At 44.7% G+C, this 18,299-nt stretch carries 16 protein-coding genes and 2 tRNA genes; 16 read left to right on the top strand and 2 right to left on the bottom strand.

Translation table 11 applies throughout. The features are described from left to right. Positions 1–324 precede the first annotated feature (324 nt). The 8 genes from rpsF to dnaB all read left to right on the top strand — a co-directional run bounded on the left by rpsF (position 325) and on the right by dnaB (position 9,085). Positions 325–612, top strand: coding sequence for a 30S ribosomal protein S6 (rpsF, locus tag ACUXV2_RS19740; RefSeq protein WP_175989835.1), 288 nt, complete (start codon positions 325–327; stop codon positions 610–612). Between the two features lie 74 nt (positions 613–686). Continuing rightward, positions 687–1,196 carry a single-stranded DNA-binding protein gene (gene ssb / locus ACUXV2_RS19735; protein WP_225006065.1) on the top strand — a complete coding sequence of 170 codons (510 nt, stop codon included), beginning with the start codon at positions 687–689 and terminating at the stop codon, positions 1,194–1,196. Between the two features lie 42 nt (positions 1,197–1,238). Then, the gene (gene rpsR / locus ACUXV2_RS19730) at positions 1,239–1,475 is read left to right on the top strand and encodes a 30S ribosomal protein S18 (protein WP_175989837.1); all 237 of its coding nucleotides are present in this window, start codon (positions 1,239–1,241) and stop codon (positions 1,473–1,475) included. A 378-nt stretch (positions 1,476–1,853) separates the two neighbouring features. Then, positions 1,854–3,929 carry a methyl-accepting chemotaxis protein gene (locus ACUXV2_RS19725; RefSeq protein WP_446244841.1) on the top strand — a complete coding sequence of 692 codons (2,076 nt, stop codon included), beginning with the start codon at positions 1,854–1,856 and terminating at the stop codon, positions 3,927–3,929. A gap of 226 nt (positions 3,930–4,155) precedes the next feature. Next, complete coding sequence (locus ACUXV2_RS19720) at positions 4,156–5,079, top strand: YybS family protein (RefSeq protein ID WP_446244840.1); 924 nt, start codon at positions 4,156–4,158, stop codon at positions 5,077–5,079. Positions 5,080–5,117: 38 nt separating this feature from the next. Continuing rightward, positions 5,118–7,091, top strand: a complete 1,974-nt coding sequence (locus ACUXV2_RS19715; RefSeq protein WP_446244839.1) for a DHH family phosphoesterase — start codon at positions 5,118–5,120, stop codon at positions 7,089–7,091. Next, positions 7,088–7,534 (top strand): 50S ribosomal protein L9, encoded by a 447-nt coding sequence (gene rplI / locus ACUXV2_RS19710; RefSeq protein WP_446244838.1) that lies wholly within the window; start codon positions 7,088–7,090, stop codon positions 7,532–7,534. The genes ACUXV2_RS19715 and rplI overlap by 4 nt, the downstream gene beginning before the upstream one ends. 186 nt (positions 7,535–7,720) lie before the next feature. Further along, positions 7,721–9,085: a replicative DNA helicase gene (gene dnaB, locus ACUXV2_RS19705; RefSeq protein ID WP_446244837.1), complete on the top strand. Its 1,365-nt coding sequence runs from the start codon at positions 7,721–7,723 to the stop codon at positions 9,083–9,085. A 522-nt stretch (positions 9,086–9,607) separates the two neighbouring features. Here the strand turns inward: dnaB and ACUXV2_RS19700 are convergent. Continuing rightward, a complete protein-coding gene (locus tag ACUXV2_RS19700) occupies positions 9,608–11,332 on the bottom strand; it encodes an ABC transporter ATP-binding protein (protein ID WP_446244836.1) in 1,725 nt (574 codons plus the stop codon). 284 nt (positions 11,333–11,616) lie between these two features. Between ACUXV2_RS19700 and ACUXV2_RS19695 the strand changes: the two genes are divergently transcribed. Next, the gene (locus ACUXV2_RS19695) at positions 11,617–12,909 is read left to right on the top strand and encodes an adenylosuccinate synthase (RefSeq protein ID WP_446244835.1); all 1,293 of its coding nucleotides are present in this window, start codon (positions 11,617–11,619) and stop codon (positions 12,907–12,909) included. 52 nt (positions 12,910–12,961) lie between these two features. Here the strand turns inward: ACUXV2_RS19695 and ACUXV2_RS19690 are convergent, their stop codons facing one another. Beyond that, a complete protein-coding gene (locus tag ACUXV2_RS19690) occupies positions 12,962–13,990 on the bottom strand; it encodes an ion channel (protein ID WP_446244834.1) in 1,029 nt (342 codons plus the stop codon). 200 nt (positions 13,991–14,190) lie between these two features. Here ACUXV2_RS19690 and ACUXV2_RS19685 point away from each other — a divergent pair, with 200 nt between their 5' ends. The 7 genes from ACUXV2_RS19685 to ACUXV2_RS19655 all read left to right on the top strand — a co-directional run bounded on the left by ACUXV2_RS19685 (position 14,191) and on the right by ACUXV2_RS19655 (position 18,242). Then, entirely contained in the window at positions 14,191–14,655 is a 465-nt protein-coding gene (locus tag ACUXV2_RS19685; protein ID WP_446244833.1) for a hypothetical protein, read from the top strand. Next, complete coding sequence (locus ACUXV2_RS19680) at positions 14,652–14,963, top strand: hypothetical protein (RefSeq protein ID WP_446244832.1); 312 nt, start codon at positions 14,652–14,654, stop codon at positions 14,961–14,963. The genes ACUXV2_RS19685 and ACUXV2_RS19680 overlap by 4 nt, the downstream gene beginning before the upstream one ends. Position 14,964: 1 nt before the next feature. After that, entirely contained in the window at positions 14,965–16,218 is a 1,254-nt protein-coding gene (locus tag ACUXV2_RS19675) for a glutathionylspermidine synthase family protein (protein WP_446244831.1), read from the top strand. Positions 16,219–16,233: 15 nt separating this feature from the next. Then, complete coding sequence (locus ACUXV2_RS19670; protein WP_446244830.1) at positions 16,234–16,647, top strand: DUF350 domain-containing protein; 414 nt, start codon at positions 16,234–16,236, stop codon at positions 16,645–16,647. 295 nt (positions 16,648–16,942) lie between these two features. Continuing rightward, positions 16,943–17,902, top strand: a complete 960-nt coding sequence (locus ACUXV2_RS19665) for an NERD domain-containing protein (protein ID WP_446244829.1) — start codon at positions 16,943–16,945, stop codon at positions 17,900–17,902. Between the two features lie 184 nt (positions 17,903–18,086). Next, positions 18,087–18,162: transfer RNA gene (locus ACUXV2_RS19660), tRNA-Lys, on the top strand. An 8-nt stretch (positions 18,163–18,170) separates the two neighbouring features. Continuing rightward, positions 18,171–18,242, top strand: a tRNA-Glu gene (locus ACUXV2_RS19655). Positions 18,243–18,299: the final 57 nt, after the last annotated feature.

The raw sequence follows: 18,299 nt of genomic DNA, 5'->3' as shown, positions 1-18,299 counted from the left end.
GTCAAGCAAGCCAAAAAGGCAAAAAGCGCCTTACCGGCTTGCTCGCCTTATGCTTGTCGCCTCTGGGCGAGCCGACTACGCTTTTCTTCCCACAGGAACGCAGTGACGAGGAGGCTCACGGGCTACCCGCGGAAAGCGTAGTCTTGCACGGAAATCAAAAGCGGCATTCAAAACCGGCTCTTCATAAAATCTATCAGATATCCTACGACATATTGCAATACTAGATATACTGTGATATAATTCTATTTCGTGAGTAATGAACGCATTGCTCCTTGTCCTTTCAAAACGAAAGGACCGCATAGACCACGAGGAGGTGACATTCAGATGAGAAAGTACGAAGTTATGTACATTGTCCGCCCAAACATTGACGATGAGTCAAAGAAATCAGTAGTTGAGCGTTTCGATAACGTTTTATCAACGAACGGTGCGGAAATCATCGAGTCAAAAGATTGGGGTAAACGTCGTTTAGCGTATGAAATCAACGATTTCCGTGATGGTTTCTACCAACTAGTGAAGATGAACGCTAACACTGAAGCTGTAAACGAGTTCGATCGTTTGGCTAAGATCAGTGACGACATTATCCGTCATATCGTTGTTAAAGAAGAAGAATAATCCGAACGTTTTAAGATAGACTTCTATGAATGTTTCACGTGAAACAGGAATCTAGAAGGAAGGGGTTGATTCTGATGATGAACCGAGTTGTATTAGTAGGGCGTTTAACCAAAGACCCTGAATTAAAATATACTCCTAGTGGAGTGGCTGTTGCCTCGTTCACTCTTGCAGTGAATCGTAGTTTTACGAATCAATCAGGAGAACGGGAAGCAGATTTTATTAATTGCGTTGTATGGCGTCGCCCTGCAGAGAATGTAGCAAACTTTCTTAAAAAAGGCAGCTTAGCTGGCGTTGACGGTCGTATTCAAACACGTAATTTCGAAGGACAAGATGGACGTCGTGTGTTTATGACGGAAGTTGTAGCAGAAAGCGTTCAGTTCTTAGAACCGCGCAGTGCGAATCAAGGTGACCGTGGAGGAAGTCCGGGCTATTCGGGTGGAGGTCAGCGTGACCAAGGAAATCCTTATAGTCAGAATCAGAATCAACAACGCAACAATAATAATAACTATACACGTGTAGATGAAGATCCATTTGCAAATGACGGTCAGCCGATCGACATTTCTGATGATGATCTGCCATTCTAAACGAACGATACGAATAATCTAAAATGATAGGAGGCGAATCACATGGCAGGAGGACGTAGAGGTGGACGTAGACGCCGTAAGGTATGCTACTTCACAGCAAACGGAATTACTCACATCGATTACAAAGATGTGGATCTTCTTAAGAAATTCATCTCTGAGCGTGGAAAAATTCTTCCACGTCGTGTAACTGGAACTAACGCTAAGTACCAACGTAAGTTGACTCGTGCAATCAAGCGCGCTCGTACTATGGCACTACTTCCATACGTTAGCGGTGAATAATTGAACGGTGAAAGCAGCAGGGATTTTTCCCTGCTGCTTTTTTGTTTTTTGTATGAGATAGCTGCGAATTTTCTATTTATACTGGCTTTTTATCTTCTAAACAAGTCGTAAATGCATTTTCAGACCCCACCATGTCTTATTTTTAATGAAAAACCAACAGCTCGGGAGCAGAGGAATTGAGATATTATCAAAAAAAAGCCAACTTATTATCAATAATGAAGTTATCAATCATCCAATTTTATTATCAAAACCACTCCCCCTCTCATTTCATTCCTCAAAACGACCGAAATCCACAAATTCTATTAAATTCTCCCGAAACCTGTCGATAAAGAACAGGAGAAAAGGTTTAGGATACATAAGGGAGTAGGGGGAAATTCAGTGAAAAAAGAGAAACAAAAGAAGAAACGGCAAAAACATAAAGATAATAAAGCCACTCTAAAGCTATCATCCATAAGAACGAAGCTGATCATGGTCTTTTCCATCTTATTCGTTGCCTCACTCATCGCGATCATTGCCATTACAAGCTGGCAGACGAGGATGAAGACCGAGGATCAAGTCATCGGGCAGACACAGGGAGTGGTGAAGGAGCTGAATGGTTCCGTGCAGCTATTTCTTGAACAGTATGAGAAAAGCCTGAATCAATACTCTGTTTCGAATGTATTGAAGAACTATAGTAAAGCACAGCTCGATGCGGATATAGATGCAGCTCAGGATACGGAGTTATACGCAGATATCCAGTCGGATTTTAAAAATTACTTAGGGTTATACGAAGAGGCGACTTCGATTTATATCGCGTCACCAAATAAAGAGCTTAAAATCGTCCCTGCTGTCGATCTGCCGGCTGATTTTGACCCGACAAGCCGTGAATGGTATCAGAATGCAGTGGAAACGAAAGCAGGCGTTGTGTGGAGTGAGCCGTATATCGATACAGCCACGGAAGAATATATTATCACGGCTTCAAAAGCGGTCGTTTCTGATAATAAAATCATCGGCGTGATCGGGGTCGATGTGAATCTGAGTAAGTTGACAGACAGTGTGTCGGATATGGAACTTGGTTATGAAGGCTATCCATTCCTTTTTGGCCTTGACGGAACGGCAATCGTCCATCCTACGTTAAGAGGAGAGAATCTTTCCGACAAACCGTTCATCAAAGAAATGTTGGAGTCTGAAAATAATCAGGGTACCATTCATTATGAATTGGACGGTGAGAAGAAGGTTCTTGTGTACAACACGGTCCCGAAGACGAATTGGAAAGTTGGATCTGCCTATGAGATGGATGCTTTATTGCAATCCTCGAAGGAAATCGAACGACTCCTGCTCTTAACGGGATTGGTGACCCTTGTGGTCATGCTTGTCATGGTCGTAATTGTATCGGGTAAAATGACGAAACCGATTAAAGAGCTTCAAAAAACGGTAACAGAAGTGGCTACAGGTGACCTCTCCATCCAGTCGTCGATAGAGTCGAAGGATGAGACGGGCATGCTTGCCTCTGACTTGAACAAGATGATCACCAGTATGAGAGATACAATCAGGGTCGTCCAGGACTCAGTCATGAATGTCCGTCAATCAGCTGAAAGCTTGAGTGCGGTGTCAGAAGAAACCAATGCTTCTAGTGAGGAAATGGCTACGGTCGTAAATGAAATTGCGCACGGTGCCTCTCAGTCGGCAGCAGATTCGGAGAGCGCTCATCAAAAATCGGAATTGCTGGGTACACGCATCAATGAAGTTTATGACAACTCGAAAGCGATGGCTGAAATGGCCGGTAGAGCAGATGAGATGAATCAGACCGGACTGAATCAAGTGGAGGAACTGATCGGGGCCTACCACTCTTCCAAAGAGTATATTTCTTCTATGGAAAAGGTGATCATGAGCCTTGAGTCTAAAGTGAAAACGATCGAGTCCGTCATGGAGACGATTACGGACATTTCGTCGCAAACCAATCTTCTTGCCCTGAATGCAAGTATTGAAGCGGCAAGAGCAGGTGAGCATGGAAAAGGATTCGCGGTCGTGGCGGAAGAAGTCAGGAAGCTTGCCGATCAATCGGTAAAGGCTACAGAGCAAGTGAAGAGCACGATCAACGAAATCCAGCAAGGTTCGAATCAGGCAGTCAATGAAATGACCAAGACGAAAGAAACCTTCGAAGTTCAGTACGGGGTCATCCAGAAGACAAATGATGTATTTGATCAAACGTCCACATTGATGAAAACGATGCAGGGCGAAATCGAACAAATGTATAAGCAAGTCGGACAAATCAATCTGGATAAAGATGAAGTGGTCAACGTCATTCAATTGATGGCGGCAACAGCAGAACAAACAGCCGCCTCGTGTGAGGAGATGAATGCATCTTCAGAAGAACAATTGAGGGCGATCCACTCTGTCACCGAAGCAGCAGAAGTCCTGACAGACTTGAGTCAGGAACTGCAGGATTCGATACAGAAGTTTAAAATTAAATAATGAATCGGTAAGATGCCCTCTGCATCATCCTTCTGTGAACCCGTAAGGAATACTCTTATGTGAAGGGAGTATATTAAGGGAAAAGAAGGGTGGCGTGCAAGGGCATCTTTTTTTACGCATTCCGCTGAAAGTGAACGAGCCGTTGAGATGAAATTCATCGTTAAAATTGATATGATTATTCTGTTATAGTTGTTTCGCCTGAAATTAATGTTGGGAGAGTTAGCTGTTGAAAAATACTCGTGTTATTACGCAAGGGGCGTTAATGCTCGCCATCTTCACTGTTTTATTACTTATGGTGCTGTATGTACCTTTCCTTGGAACGCTGGCATTTTTTGTTTTGCCATTGCCGCTGATCTTTTTCAGTGCAAGACATTCGTTCGTGAATTCCCTGTATGTATTGCTTGGAGCGATGGTGCTTAGTTTTTTTGTGGGCGGCCCTGTTGCACTGCCGCTTGGTTTGGCATTCGGATCGTTGGCCATGGTGATGGGCTGGGGAATCAGGAACCAGTGGGATAAATTAAGAATATTCATGTCATCGACGTTCATTTTATTGATCAATATCGTCATTGGGTTTGTTTTATCAATCGCTTTTCTCAATATAAACATCGTGGAAGACGGTTTGAAAGAATCCAAAACTACATATTATTCCTTGCTCGAGCAGGTGGGCCAGGAACCTGATCAAAAATTCATCGAGAGTCTTAATAGTTCCATCCAGTTGATACAGACTCTGATGCCGGCCTTTTTCCTTGGAATGGCTGCAATCTTTGCCCTTCTCTTCATCTGGGTGAATTTCCCCATACTGAAAAGGCTCGGCGTAAATGTACCAGTTTTCAAGCCGTTCAGGGAATGGATGCTGCCTAAAAGCATCCTGTGGTACTATCTGATTGTTTTATTGGTATCGATGATTGCACAGCCTGAGCAGGGGACTTATCTGTATACGGCAGTGTTGAACGTGCTTTATGTCCTGCAGACGTTGATGGCTGTCCAAGGCTTGTCATTCCTTTATTTCCTGGGCCATTTCAAGGGCTGGTCGAAGGGGAGTTTGGTATTAATTACAATCATTTCGCTTCCACTCCTTTATCTCGTGAGAATTTTAGGTATAATTGACTTAGGATTTAATCTTAGACAACGCCTACAACGTAAGTCATAGATAAAGATAATATAATTTAAGTTCCAGGAGCTGAAATCATGCCATCTTATTTTAATAAGCGAATGATCCGGTACCCTTTGTACGGTCTAGCTATATTAACAGCTCTCTTGTTAGTATCAGTCGCTTTTTACAAATGGATTATTTCGTTAATCGGGTTGATTGTCTTTGGAAGCGCGTTTTTTCTCGCTTTTTATTTCGAGAAAAGATCTCATGAAGAAACAGAAGAGTATATCTCCACTTTATCCTACCGGGTAAAGCGTGTCGGCGAAGAGGCATTGATGGAAATGCCGATCGGGATCATGCTGATAAACGATGAGTACTACATAGAATGGACGAACCCTTTCCTTGCGTCATGCTTTAATGAAGATACCGTCGTGGGCAGATCTCTCTATGACGTGGCAGAGAATCTTGTACCGCTTATTAAGCAGGAAGTGGATTCTGAAATCATTACATTGAACGAAAGAAAGTACCATGTCATTTTGAAGCTGAAAGAGAAGCTTCTGTACTTCTTTGATGTAACCGAACAGAAGGAAATCGAGAAGCAATACCATGAGGAACGCACAAATATCGCCATCATCTTCCTGGATAATTATGACGAACTGACACAGGGGATGGATGACCAGACACGAAGCAGTCTGAACAGCCTGGTGACGTCGATCTTGAATAAATGGGCAAAAGAATATGGAGTTTTCTTAAAAAGGGTTTCCTCGGAACGATTCATTGCTGTCATCAATGAAAAGATCCTTCAAGTGCTTGAAAAAGAGAAGTTTGGCATTTTGGATGATGTGAGGGATACGACTTCCAAGCAGAATGTACCGCTTACCCTGAGCATCGGTGTAGGGACAGGGGTGCCGTCCCTGCCTGAACTCGGTACGCTTGCTCAATCAAGTCTCGATCTTGCGCTTGGCCGCGGCGGTGATCAGGTCGCCATCAAGCAGACGAACGGTAAAGTGAAATTCTACGGGGGCAAAACAAACCCGATGGAAAAACGCACACGGGTCCGTGCACGGGTCATTTCCCATGCGCTCCGCGAGACGATGATCGAGAGCGACAAAGTTATCATCATGGGACACAGGCATCCTGATATGGATGCGATCGGAGCGGCGATCGGTATCCGCAAGGTCGCCCAGATGAACCAGCGCGAAGGCTATGTCGTCCTGAATTTCAACGAAATCGACAATGGCGTCAAACGTATGATGAAAGAGATCAAGAACAATTCAGATCTTTATTCCCGTTTCATCACACCGGAAGAAGCCTTGGAAATGGCCACTGATGACACGCTGCTTGTTGTCGTGGATACCCATAAGCCGTCACTTGTCATTGAAGAGAAGCTCTTAAATAAAATTGATAAAGTCGTCGTCATCGATCATCACAGACGTGGCGAAGATTTCATCAAGAATCCGCTTCTGGTCTATATGGAGCCGTATGCGTCGTCGACAGCGGAACTTGTGACAGAGCTCTTGGAATATCAGCCGAAGCACGAAAAGATCTCCATGCTTGAAGCCACAGCCCTTCTTGCCGGCATCATCGTCGACACGAAGAGCTTTACACTCAGAACCGGTTCCAGAACATTTGATGCAGCTTCCTATTTAAGGGCGCAAGGGGCCGACACAGTCCTCGTTCAGAAGTTCCTGAAAGAAGACGTCGATACCTATATCAAACGTGCGCGTCTAATCGAATCGGTCGAATTTTATCATAAAGGCGTTGCGATTGCGAAAGCGGACGAAGACACGATCAATGATCCAGTTCTTATTGCGCAGGCGGCAGACACGCTCTTAACAATGGATGAAGTCATCGCCTCCTTTGTGATTTCAAAAAGGGAACCCGATACAATCGGTATCAGTGCCCGTTCCTTAGGGGATGTGAACGTCCAAATCATCATGGAAAGCTTACATGGCGGCGGACATTTAACGAATGCTGCCACTCAATTAAAAGATACTTCTGTTGGAGAAGCGGAACAACAGTTAAAAGAAGCACTAAATGATTATTTCGAAGGGAGAAAAGAGACATGAAGGTAATTTTCTTAAAAGATGTTAAAGGCAAAGGAAAAAAAGGCGAAGTGAAGAATGTTGCTGATGGATATGCACATAACTTCCTTCTGAAAAAAGGACTTGCTGTCGAAGCAACCAATGCCAATATGGGTCAGCTTGAAGGACAGAAGAAGAAAGAGCAAAAGGTTGCAGAGGAAGAGCTTCAAGAAGCGAAGGATTTAAAGGCGACTCTTGAAGAACTGAGTGTGGAAATGAAAGCGAAATCCGGTGAAGGCGGACGTCTTTTTGGATCTATCACAAGCAAGCAAATTGCCGATGAATTGAAGAAGGCACACTCCATCAAAGTGGACAAGCGCAAAATCGAAATGAACGACGCGATCCGTTCTCTAGGCTATACAAATGTACCTGTGAAGCTTCATACAGACGTAACGGCTACATTGAAAGTACACGTGACGGAAGAATAAACGTCACAACTTACGAAATTTGGTAACTTCATTTATAGAAAAACATGATAAAATGAATATAGGTTGATAAGAAATGTGATCTGGATCCCTTCCCGATCACATTTTTTCGGTAGTAAAAAAGTCTTGATTGAATTGATCATAAAGGTATATCTTCCAACTGTTTTTCGAAATGGAGGTAATAAATAGATGAATGAGATGTTACAAGAACGGATCCCTCCTCAAAATATCGAGGCGGAACAAGCTGTACTGGGGGCCGTTTTCTTAGAACCTAGTGCGCTGACGACAGCTTCTGAGGGACTGATCCCTGAAGATTTCTATCGTCACTCTCATCAGAAAATATTCAACGTGATGCTGAAACTCGGGGACGCCGGAAAAGCGGTCGATCTCATCACGGTGACAGAAGAACTCGCAGCCGCCAAGGAGCTCGAGGATGTCGGCGGGGTTGCTTATTTAAGTGAACTTGCAGCGGCTGTACCGACGGCTGCTAATATCGAATACTATGCGAAAATCGTAGAAGAGAAGTCTTTATTGAGACGACTCATCCGTACGGCTACTGATATAGCGTCCGACGGCTATGCGCGTGAAGATGAAGTGGATGCGCTGCTTGGGGAAGCGGAAAAAAGCATCATGGAAGTCGCTCAGCGAAAGAATGCCGGAGCATTCCACAATATCAAGGACGTACTCGTACGGACCTATGACAATATCGAAACACTCACGAACCGTAAAGGTGATGTAACAGGGATCCCGACAGGCTTCGCGGATCTTGATCATATGACAGCCGGATTCCAGCGAAATGACTTGATCATCGTCGGTGCCCGTCCGTCGATGGGTAAAACCGCCTTCGCACTGAACATCGCCCAGAACGTAGCGGTCAAGGCGAAGGAAAATGTCGCGATCTTCTCTCTTGAGATGGGTGCAGAACAGCTTGTCATGCGTATGCTTTGTGCGGAAGGAAACATCAACGCGCAAAACCTTCGTACAGGTGAACTGACCGACGAAGACTGGAGAAAACTGACGATGGCGATGGGAAGTCTTTCGAATGCCGGTATTTATATCGATGATACGCCTGGGATCAAGGTCGGGGAAATCCGTTCGAAATGCCGCCGCCTTGCACAGGAGCACGGCCTCGGTATGATCCTTATCGATTACTTGCAGCTGATCCAGGGGAATGGCCGCGGAGGCGAGAACCGTCAGCAGGAGGTTTCTGAAATCTCCCGTTCATTGAAAGGACTGGCCCGTGAGCTTCAGGTCCCGGTCATCGCCCTTTCACAGCTCTCCCGTGGAGTCGAGCAGCGTCAGGACAAGCGTCCGATGATGTCCGATATCCGTGAATCAGGAAGTATCGAGCAGGATGCCGATATCGTAGCCTTCCTATATCGTGAAGATTACTACGACCATGATGCCGAGAATAAAAACATCATCGAGATCATCATCGCCAAGCAGCGTAACGGTCCCGTCGGGAATGTATCGCTTGCTTTCGTTAAGGAATATAATAAATTCGTTAATTTGGAGCGGCGGTTTGATGATTCCGGGGTTCCGCCGGGGGCTTAGAGAGGCCTCCGCTGCCCGATTGATAGAGTTAGATGAAAAAACCAAGCATGGGGTGCATGCTTGGTTTTTTTAGGTTGAATTAATGCTTTTTTATAAAAATCTTTTGTCTAATTAAATGATTCGGGCCAATTCGTCAATGATTGCCTGTTTTGGAGTATGAATCCCTGCTCTTTATAAGGGTTGAGGGGTATTGTCTGGTTGTTTATTATCAAAAACCACACTTAAATTATCAATAATCGAAATATATTATCAAAAATGGACATTATATTATCAAAAATCCAGATATATTATCAAAACCCCTTTTCACCCGGGTCTAGAGCATAAGATTCAGCCACCCCCCTAAGCCAAGTCGAAAACATAAGATTCAGCCACACCCCTAAGCCAAGTCGAAAACATAAAATTCAGCCACCCCCCTAAGCCAGGACAAAAACATAAGAACCGGGCACAGCCCCATTCTGGGTTGGTGAACACAAAAATCCAGGCACAGCGCCTCAACCATGCCTGGATTTCAATTAAAAAAACCTACAATATCGTCGCATGCTGATGCGCATGCAGCTTCGTAAAGATTCCATTCTCAATCGACAACAGCTCTTCATGCGTCCCATCTTCCGCGATTCCATCCTCGGTGACAACGAGGATGCGGTCCGCTTTCCTGATTGTTGCTAAGCGATGGGCGATCACCAGCGTCGTACGGTCCTTCGCAAGTTCGTTCAGCGCTTCCTGGATGATGGCTTCGGTCTCTGTATCAAGGGCTGAAGTCGCTTCATCGAGAATGAGGATCTGCGGGTTCTTCAAGAACATCCTCGCGATCGACAGCCTCTGTTTCTGACCGCCGGATAATTTCAAGCCGCGCTCCCCGATCTGGGTGTCGTACCCGTCTGGAAGGGATGCAATCAGATCGGTCAAGTGAGCCCGTCTCGATGCCTCTTCGATCTCTTCCTGGGTTGCATCCAATTTACCATAGGCGATGTTTTCACGGAGCGTTCCGGTAAACAGGAAGACGTCCTGCTGCACGATGCCGATCTGTGAACGAAGCGACTCCTTTGTCATATCCCTGATGTCGATCCCATCGATTGTGATCGCGCCTTCCTCTATGTCATAGAAGCGCGGGATCAAGGAGCAGATCGTCGTTTTACCGGCACCTGAAGGGCCGACGAATGCGACGGTCTGCCCCGGTTCAATGTTGAATGAAAGATCACTCAAGATCGGGCGGTGAGCCTCGTAGCCGAAGTGTACGCCGTGGAACTCGATCTTCCCTCTTAACCTCGACACTTCGATGGCATCCGGGCGGTTTTCGATATCCGGCTCCATGTCCATCAGCTCGGTGAACCGTTTGAATCCGGCCATCCCTTTCGGATAAAGTTCAAGCAGCGCAGAAATCTTATCGATCGGTTTGAAAAGGACATTGATGTAAAGGATGAATGCCACCAGTTCACCGTAGGTAAGGGCGCCCGAGAAGCTCAGCCATGCCCCGTATACGAGGATGATCAGCGTCATCAGACGCGTGGTGATATAGATTCCCGATAAGTTCACACTCATGACATTGTATGCCTTTAATTTGGACTTCCGGAAGAACTGGTTGTTTTCTTGGAAGCGGTCCATTTCATATTGTTCATTCGTAAAAGACTGTACCACCCGTGAACCGGACACACTGTCTTCCACCCGGCTGTTCACGTCGGCGATATTGGCATACATCTTTGTCCAGGCCGCGTTCATCTTGATATTCGAATACGAAATCAGCCAGACAAGGAATGGGACGATGATGATCGCAACAAGAGCGAGCTTCACATTAATCGTCAGCATGATCCAGAACGCCCCGATGAATGTCATGACGGCAATGAAAAGATCCTCCGGCCCGTGATGGGCAAGTTCGCCGATATCCATCAGGTCATTGGTCACCCGGCTCATAATGTGCCCGGTCTTCGTGTTATCAAAGAATCGGAAGGACTGCCTCTGCACGTGATGGAAAAGCTCCCGCCTCATATCGGTCTCGATGTTGATGCCGAGCTTATGCCCCCAATAGTTGACCACGAACTGCATGCTCGAGCTCAGCAGATAGAGTGCAAGGAGACCTGCGCTTACCGCCAGGATCGTGCTCCAATTCCCTTCCGGCAAAAGGGTATCGATGAACCAGGAAACGGCAATCGGAAACCCGAGTTCCAGCAGTCCGACCAGCACGGCACATGCGAAATCTATGTAAAACAGCCGCCTGTGAGGACGGTAATAACTGAAAAATCGTCTAATCATCTCACTCACCTCAATATCCAATTGTATGTAAAATTCAAAATGCTTATTTAAACATATCAAAAATAAAAAATTCGGGCTATTACTTTTTTATCAGACAACTCCTATGACACTTTAAAGTGCTGGGGGACGGGCCTTTAGTCGGGTAAAGTAAATTTGTTTTTACGAACATAAATATTAATACCTATAATAATGTTCGTGTTTTGATTGACTTTCCATCCTGCTGTTGATAAAATGAGTTTGTTTGAAAAAAGAGGGAATACTAATTCCCGTCGGAGGTGCTTAATATGTCTTCAGTAGTAGTAGTAGGTACACAATGGGGAGACGAAGGAAAAGGAAAGATCACTGACTTCCTTTCTGAACACGCAGAAGTAATCGCACGTTATCAAGGTGGAAACAACGCGGGTCACACAATTAAATTCGATGGTGAAACGTACAAATTACATTTAATTCCTTCTGGTATTTTTTATAATGAAAAAATTTCGGTCATCGGTAACGGAATGGTTGTCGATCCGAAAGCATTGGTAAAAGAACTTAAATACTTACATGACCGTGACGTTACAACGGAGAACTTACGAATCAGCAATCGTGCGCACGTCATTCTTCCTTACCACTTGAAGCTTGATGAAGTGGAAGAAGAGCGCAAAGGTGCCAACAAGATCGGAACGACGAAAAAAGGTATCGGTCCTGCATATATGGATAAAGCAGCACGTATCGGGATCCGTATCGCAGACCTTCTAGACCGTGCATCTTTCGAAGAAAAGCTTGCACGTAATCTTGAGGAGAAAAACCGTCTTCTTGAGCGTTTCTATGAAACGGAAGGATTCAAGATCGAAGACATCCTTGATGAGTACTATGAGTACGGCCAGCAGATCAAGAAGTACGTAGTCGATACATCCGTCGTATTGAACGATGCGATCGACAACGGACGCCGCGTTCTGTTTGAAGGCGCACAAGGGGTTATGCTTGATATCGATCAAGGAACATACCCATTCGTTACATCCTCTAACCCGGTAGCGGGCGGAGTGACGATCGGTTCCGGTGTCGGCCCTACGAAAATCAATCACGTCGTTGGTGTATCAAAAGCATACACGACTCGTGTAGGGGACGGACCTTTCCCAACTGAACTGAACAATGAAATCGGAGATCAAATCCGTGAAGTCGGCCGTGAATACGGTACAACGACTGGACGCGCGCGCCGTGTCGGCTGGTTCGACAGTGTGGTCGTACGCCATGCCCGCCGTGTCAGCGGACTTACTGACCTGTCCTTAAACTCGATCGACGTATTGACAGGCATCGAAACACTGAAAATTTGTGTTGCGTATAAATACAAAGGCGAAATCATGGAAGAGTTCCCTGCGAACCTTAATATCCTGGCTGAATGCGAGCCGGTATACGAAGAGCTTCCAGGCTGGAAAGAAGACATCACTGGATGCAAGACGCTTTCCGAGCTTCCTGAAAATGCACGCCACTACTTGGAGCGTGTATCTCAATTAACAGGTATTCCGCTTTCCATCTTCTCTGTAGGGCCGGATCGTTCCCAAACGAATGTGGTTCGCAGTGTTTGGAGTGCAAGATAATTTTTCAAAAAAAAAGAAGCTGATCCATGCTGGGTCAGCTTCTTTCTTGTATTCAGTTAGTCGCCGTGATCTGTTCATACACCCGGTCATGGCACACGACATAAAGGGTGTCGGTCTGGTGCAATTCACGGTTGATTGCATCCGTGAAGTCCATACTATCGTTGACTGCAAGTAATATGGCCCCTTTTTGCAAAAGGTTTTCAGACGCTTCTTTAATCGTTTTCCAGTCGGAATTCGGCTTTAGCTCATGAATATTATTACCGTACCGCTTACTCAGGAGCTGCCGGAACAGACTGGTCGTTCCAGGATGGATCGTCGCTTTTGCCATCAAGAAAGAGACCGAATCAGTGGAAAGGATGAAATCCTCGACCGCAATATGCTTGAATTTAGGGATATGCCGGTCTTCTGAAATCTCAACGATCGTATGAATTTCCTTCTCGTATGTCTTTGACAAGCCTTCAACGGCTGAAGCAATCAGCAGCGTCTTTCCATCTATGAGTGAAGGGTCCTCTATACGTGAATCGGAAAAGATCGCGACTCTTTTGGCATCGAGTATATTCCCCCTCAGCAAGATTTCCTCATCAGAAGGGTCTCCTTGAATATAATGGACCTGATCATGATCGATTGGCGATTCACTGAGTGTATCGATCAGGACGATTTCCGCCTGGGGTGAATGAGCCAGCACTTCTGCAATCGCTCTTTCAGTCTTCTTGGACCAGTTAATATAGATAAAATGATCATTCATGGTATACTCAAGCTTCCCTTCCCGTTTGTATTTTTGAAAAGTGGTGATGGCATCCACCGTTTTGCTGATCAGTACCCCGATGATCCCGATACCGAAAATAAAGAGGAATATGCCAAGCAGGCGTCCGCCCACGGTGACGGGATAATAATCCCCATATCCGACAGTGGTCAACGTGGTCATCGTCCACCAGAAACCGTCAAACAGCGAAGGAAAGCCTTCAGGTTCCAAAAAATAAATACCGAATGTACCCAATAATATGATGATAACGGATAACAATAAGATAAAACCGAAATCCATTTTGGATACTTGTTTCCAAAGTCTCATAAAAATGGCCATGCAACCGCTCCTTATTAATGAATCATAGTATAATAATACCAATAACTAGGATGTAAATGAAACCATTCCTTTTGTGAATCGTATACATAAAGAGTGTTTTAAAAGATAGCAGATTTTGAAGTGTATGTACATGTTTAATCTATACCCACACTGGCTGCTGTCCATTGAACGAAAAAGCAATGTCCAGGAGGAGAATTAGAATGGCGAGACCCCTATTGGAATACCGCCTGCTCAAAGGCATGGATGGCTTCAAACCAATCTTTCATTATCCGGATATCGAACTTGAACAGATCCTTGCCCGCAGGGAATGTGAGTTCTTTGTCAAAGAAGGCATCACGTACAGACAAGTTTCTTCTGCCAAGGAAGGGAACCTCTTTCTTATTTATGTAGAAATATTTGAAGAAGAGCCTGTCACGGACCCATTGTTTCCGCCGCAGGGATTGATGCTCGAAATTCGTGAACTAAATCCAAGGAAGAACCATCCGATACTAAAACAAGAAACCTATGAAGATCATCTTGATATACTAAGTGTCATTGGCTCTGTATATACCTATATTAAAGGCGCAGAGTATGAGCGGGACTCTGCTGAAATCGATGAAGACAGATCCGTTTATATCTTATATGTCAAAGCAACAGGCGTAATGTTGGAGGAGGAAGCACTATGAACAAAACGAAAAAAATGATGGCCGGAGTAGTGGCATCGGTCATGGCCATTTCTGTCACCGGCTGCGGAAACAACCAGGAACTACCGCCGGAGCCGACGGACACCGACTGCGACGACTGGGATTGGGACGACGAAAGCGGCACCTACTACTGTGATGACAGCCGTTCCCCGCATTTCGGCTACTTCTGGTTTGCAGGCAGGATGTTTAAAAATAAGTCGAGCCTGAAAAGTTATTCCGGCTACAAATCGTATTCGAAATCCTATAAATCAGGGATAGGGAGCGGATCTAAAGGCGGGTTCGGCGGTTAATATGGATACATTCCACCGTGAACAGAGAGTAAGTTTTTATGAGGGGATATCCGATTTTTGGCATGACCTTTTCGGAATGGAATATGCTCTTTTGGATATTAAAAAAGAATCGCGTGAAGTCGTGTCGGGGATTCGTGATGCGTCTGAAAAGGTCTATAAAGTCTACCGGAAAACGGCCGATCTGCTCCGGGAACTCAGCGACGAGTCCTTGCTGGAGTTAGGATTTCCCGAGGAATCCCTTTCTTATATTCGGTTTAAATCCATCCCCCAGGAGTGCATCGTCGGCAGGTTCGATTTTGTCCTCGGGAATGACGGCGGGGTGAAACTACTTGAATTCAATAGTGATACACCGACTTTCATTAAAGAGCTTTTTCATGTGAATGGGAAAGTCTGTGACCATTTTTCATGTGCCGATCCCAATGCTGGACTTGAAGAACAGCTTGGTCTTGAGGTGCGCCGTGCACTGCTCGCTTCCTGGAAAACATTGGAGCGGGGCGGCTCCCCGAAAATCGTGTTCTCCTCGCACAGTGATCATGAAGAGGATTATTTGACGACGCGGTACCTCCAGGCGTTGGCAGGCGTCCCTTCTGAATTTGTCAGTCTGGATCAATTGCAGGTCAGGAGCGGCCGTGAAGCCGGCGTCTATACTCCATCCGGGGAGCGGATCGATGTTCTGTACCGTCCGACGTATCCGGTCGAGCATCTGGTGGATGATGCTGACCCAGAAACCGGTGAAAAAGTGGGGCTGGATTTGATTAAGCTGGTATTGGACGGGAAACTCGCAGTGTTGAACCCGCCTTCTGCCTTTTTGATGCAGTCTAAAGGCGTGCAGGCATTGATCTGGGGCCTTCATGAGGCGGGGAGTGAGTTTTATACCGAAGAAGAGCACGAATGGATTTCTTCGTTTTTTTTACCGACGTATCTGGATCCGGATGTGTTTGAGGCAAGCGGCGTGACCTATGTGCAGAAGCCAGCCTTCGGGCGCGAAGGGGATACAGTCAAAATCATTGAAGCGTCAGGTAAAGTTGTGCTGCAGGATCCAAAAGAAACATATAAAGAATCTCTGCCTGTTTATCAGGAGTATATAGAACTACCCCGGCACGGCATCCGTACCGATGAAGGTATTGTAGAGGCAAGCCTGATGGCCGGCAGTTTCGTCATAAACGGTTGTGCTGGTGCCGTGGGGTATCGTGCCGGCAACGCCATTACCGATAACGAATCATACTTCCTCCCAATTGGTGTGGAGGAAGATTAAAAAGGAGAGAAATCAATGCAAATCATAACAAGTGAAGCACTTATCAGTTTTCTTGCCCATGTCGGCACCGGCCTGGGACTCATGATCCTCGGTGTCATCGTATTCGCATTTACCACCAAATTTTCAGAAGCCACCCTCATACGTGAAGGGAATATCGCCGTCGCTTTGAAACTGTGGGGAAAAGCGATCGGACTCGCGATCGTCATCTACACCGTCTGGGCGAACAGCGTCAGTTTGTTCGATGCCTTCGTATGGGGATTGATCGGTATCGCTACCCAGGTCATCGCGTATTGGATCATCGAATACGTATTGACTCCTAAGGTCAGTTTGGCGAAGAAAGTGGAAGAAGGCAACGTCGCAATCGGGTTTAGCCTGTTTTCGGTTTCGATTGTGGTTGGGTTGATTGTGGCGGCTAGTTTGACTTATTGAGGTGTTTTTGGATAGAGGCTACAGCTTGGTTCCGGGATTGGGGCTGGGCTGTGGTTTTTTTTGTAGTTTTTGTGTATAAATATCGGTTTTGAAAAAAAATCTTTGTTTTTGAAAAAATAAAAGTGTTTTTTGAAAAATTAATTCTGTTTTTGAAAAAAAGAAGTGTGTTTTTGAAAAATTATTTACCACACTTTTGAAATAAGGGTAGATTAGAAACTGAATTACATTTGATGAAGGGTTTTAGAGAAAGAAATTGAATAATAAATAGAGTAAATAAACAAATTGGAGTGATGAAATGAATGTAAAAGAGAAACAAATCCCTCGAATTGTATTAAAGCTACAAGCGCTATTACCCCGAACACCCCCTCTCCATGTCAAAGCGATCTATGTTAAAGACGACTTAGCTAAATTTCTAGCGGGTTACAAAGGTGAAAAATCAATTGATTTTCATCTAAGCTTCCTCCCTAAAGATGACTATTATATTTTCCATGATCTACGAATATTTGATGGTGAACGTTATTTTCAAATAGACATTCTGGTATTAAGCAGAAGAGATATCTTTATCTTAGAGGTAAAAAATATGTCTGGCTCTCTCGAGTTTGATAGGGATTTTAATCAATTGATACAATTTAAAAATGGACAAGAGAAGGCTTTCCCTGACCCAGTACTCCAACTTCAACGTCAAAAATCTCAATTGAAAAAATGGTTAGAACTTAACCACCTCCCTCATCTTCCTATACATGGCCTCGTTGTTATAAGCAATCCACAAACTGTTATTAAGTCAACGAATAAACATATAAATAAAGTGGTTCTCCATAGTAATTTACTCCCCCAACGAATTAGTGAAATCAACAATCAAAATAATAGTGAACAAATCTCTCAAAGGGAAATAAAGAAAATCATTCGAAAATTAATTAAGATGGATACTCCATTAAATTCTTCTATTCTAGACCAATATCAAATGACCAGAAACGATATTAGGAAGGGGATATTTTGTCCTTTTTGCAATCATATTCCCTTAGATAGGGGTCATGGTTATTGGATATGCAGAAAGTGTTCAGCAAAATCAAAAGATGCACACTTAACAGCTTTGATAGAATATGAATTACTTTTTGGCGACTCCATTTCAAGTTCAGAATTAAAAGAGTTCCTTATGATTTCCTCCTCTTCTCTTGCTTCTAGAATACTTAATTCAGTAGCTTCGATTACTGAAGGAACCACAAAGGGCAGGATCTACACCCTCTATAAAAAATAAACCTAAAGGTCTTTAGCCCTGAAAAAGCTAAAGACCTTTAGGTAAGTTTTAACGCTTTTATTCCCCAGAAAATAATTTTCAACAAAATTCTACAAAAAACTATTGCCCCCGTCCGCCATACGTGATAATATTAATTTCGTTGTCACGTAAGACGTCGCGAAACTTTCGTGTTGATATATATTGTGAGCCATTAGCTCAGTTGGTAGAGCATCTGACTTTTAATCAGAGGGTCGAAGGTTCGAGTCCTTCATGGCTCACCATTTTGCATGGCCCATTGGTCAAGCGGTTAAGACACCGCCCTTTCACGGCGGTAACACGGGTTCGAATCCCGTATGGGTCATATCTTCTTTTATTAGAATGATAGTTTGGTAATATGGTAGTTTGTTATTAAGATAGT

This window comes from Rossellomorea sp. NS-SX7 (assembly GCF_052828565.1).
Note: the sequence above shows the minus strand (reverse complement) of the source record. Positions and strands in the feature narration are given on the sequence as shown.

Coding starts and splice junctions, on each gene's coding strand:
- ACUXV2_RS19665 (WP_446244829.1), top strand. CDS start 16,943: ATGAATGTAAAAGAGAAACAAATCCCTCGAATTGTATTAAAGCTACAA.
- rpsR (WP_175989837.1), top strand. CDS start 1,239: ATGGCAGGAGGACGTAGAGGTGGACGTAGACGCCGTAAGGTATGCTAC.
- ssb (WP_225006065.1), top strand. CDS start 687: ATGATGAACCGAGTTGTATTAGTAGGGCGTTTAACCAAAGACCCTGAA.
- ACUXV2_RS19685 (WP_446244833.1), top strand. CDS start 14,191: ATGGCGAGACCCCTATTGGAATACCGCCTGCTCAAAGGCATGGATGGC.
- ACUXV2_RS19690 (WP_446244834.1), bottom strand. CDS start 13,990: ATGGCCATTTTTATGAGACTTTGGAAACAAGTATCCAAAATGGATTTC.
- ACUXV2_RS19680 (WP_446244832.1), top strand. CDS start 14,652: ATGAACAAAACGAAAAAAATGATGGCCGGAGTAGTGGCATCGGTCATG.
- ACUXV2_RS19715 (WP_446244839.1), top strand. CDS start 5,118: ATGCCATCTTATTTTAATAAGCGAATGATCCGGTACCCTTTGTACGGT.
- rplI (WP_446244838.1), top strand. CDS start 7,088: ATGAAGGTAATTTTCTTAAAAGATGTTAAAGGCAAAGGAAAAAAAGGC.
- ACUXV2_RS19695 (WP_446244835.1), top strand. CDS start 11,617: ATGTCTTCAGTAGTAGTAGTAGGTACACAATGGGGAGACGAAGGAAAA.
- dnaB (WP_446244837.1), top strand. CDS start 7,721: ATGAATGAGATGTTACAAGAACGGATCCCTCCTCAAAATATCGAGGCG.
- ACUXV2_RS19670 (WP_446244830.1), top strand. CDS start 16,234: ATGCAAATCATAACAAGTGAAGCACTTATCAGTTTTCTTGCCCATGTC.
- ACUXV2_RS19675 (WP_446244831.1), top strand. CDS start 14,965: ATGGATACATTCCACCGTGAACAGAGAGTAAGTTTTTATGAGGGGATA.
- rpsF (WP_175989835.1), top strand. CDS start 325: ATGAGAAAGTACGAAGTTATGTACATTGTCCGCCCAAACATTGACGAT.
- ACUXV2_RS19700 (WP_446244836.1), bottom strand. CDS start 11,332: ATGATTAGACGATTTTTCAGTTATTACCGTCCTCACAGGCGGCTGTTT.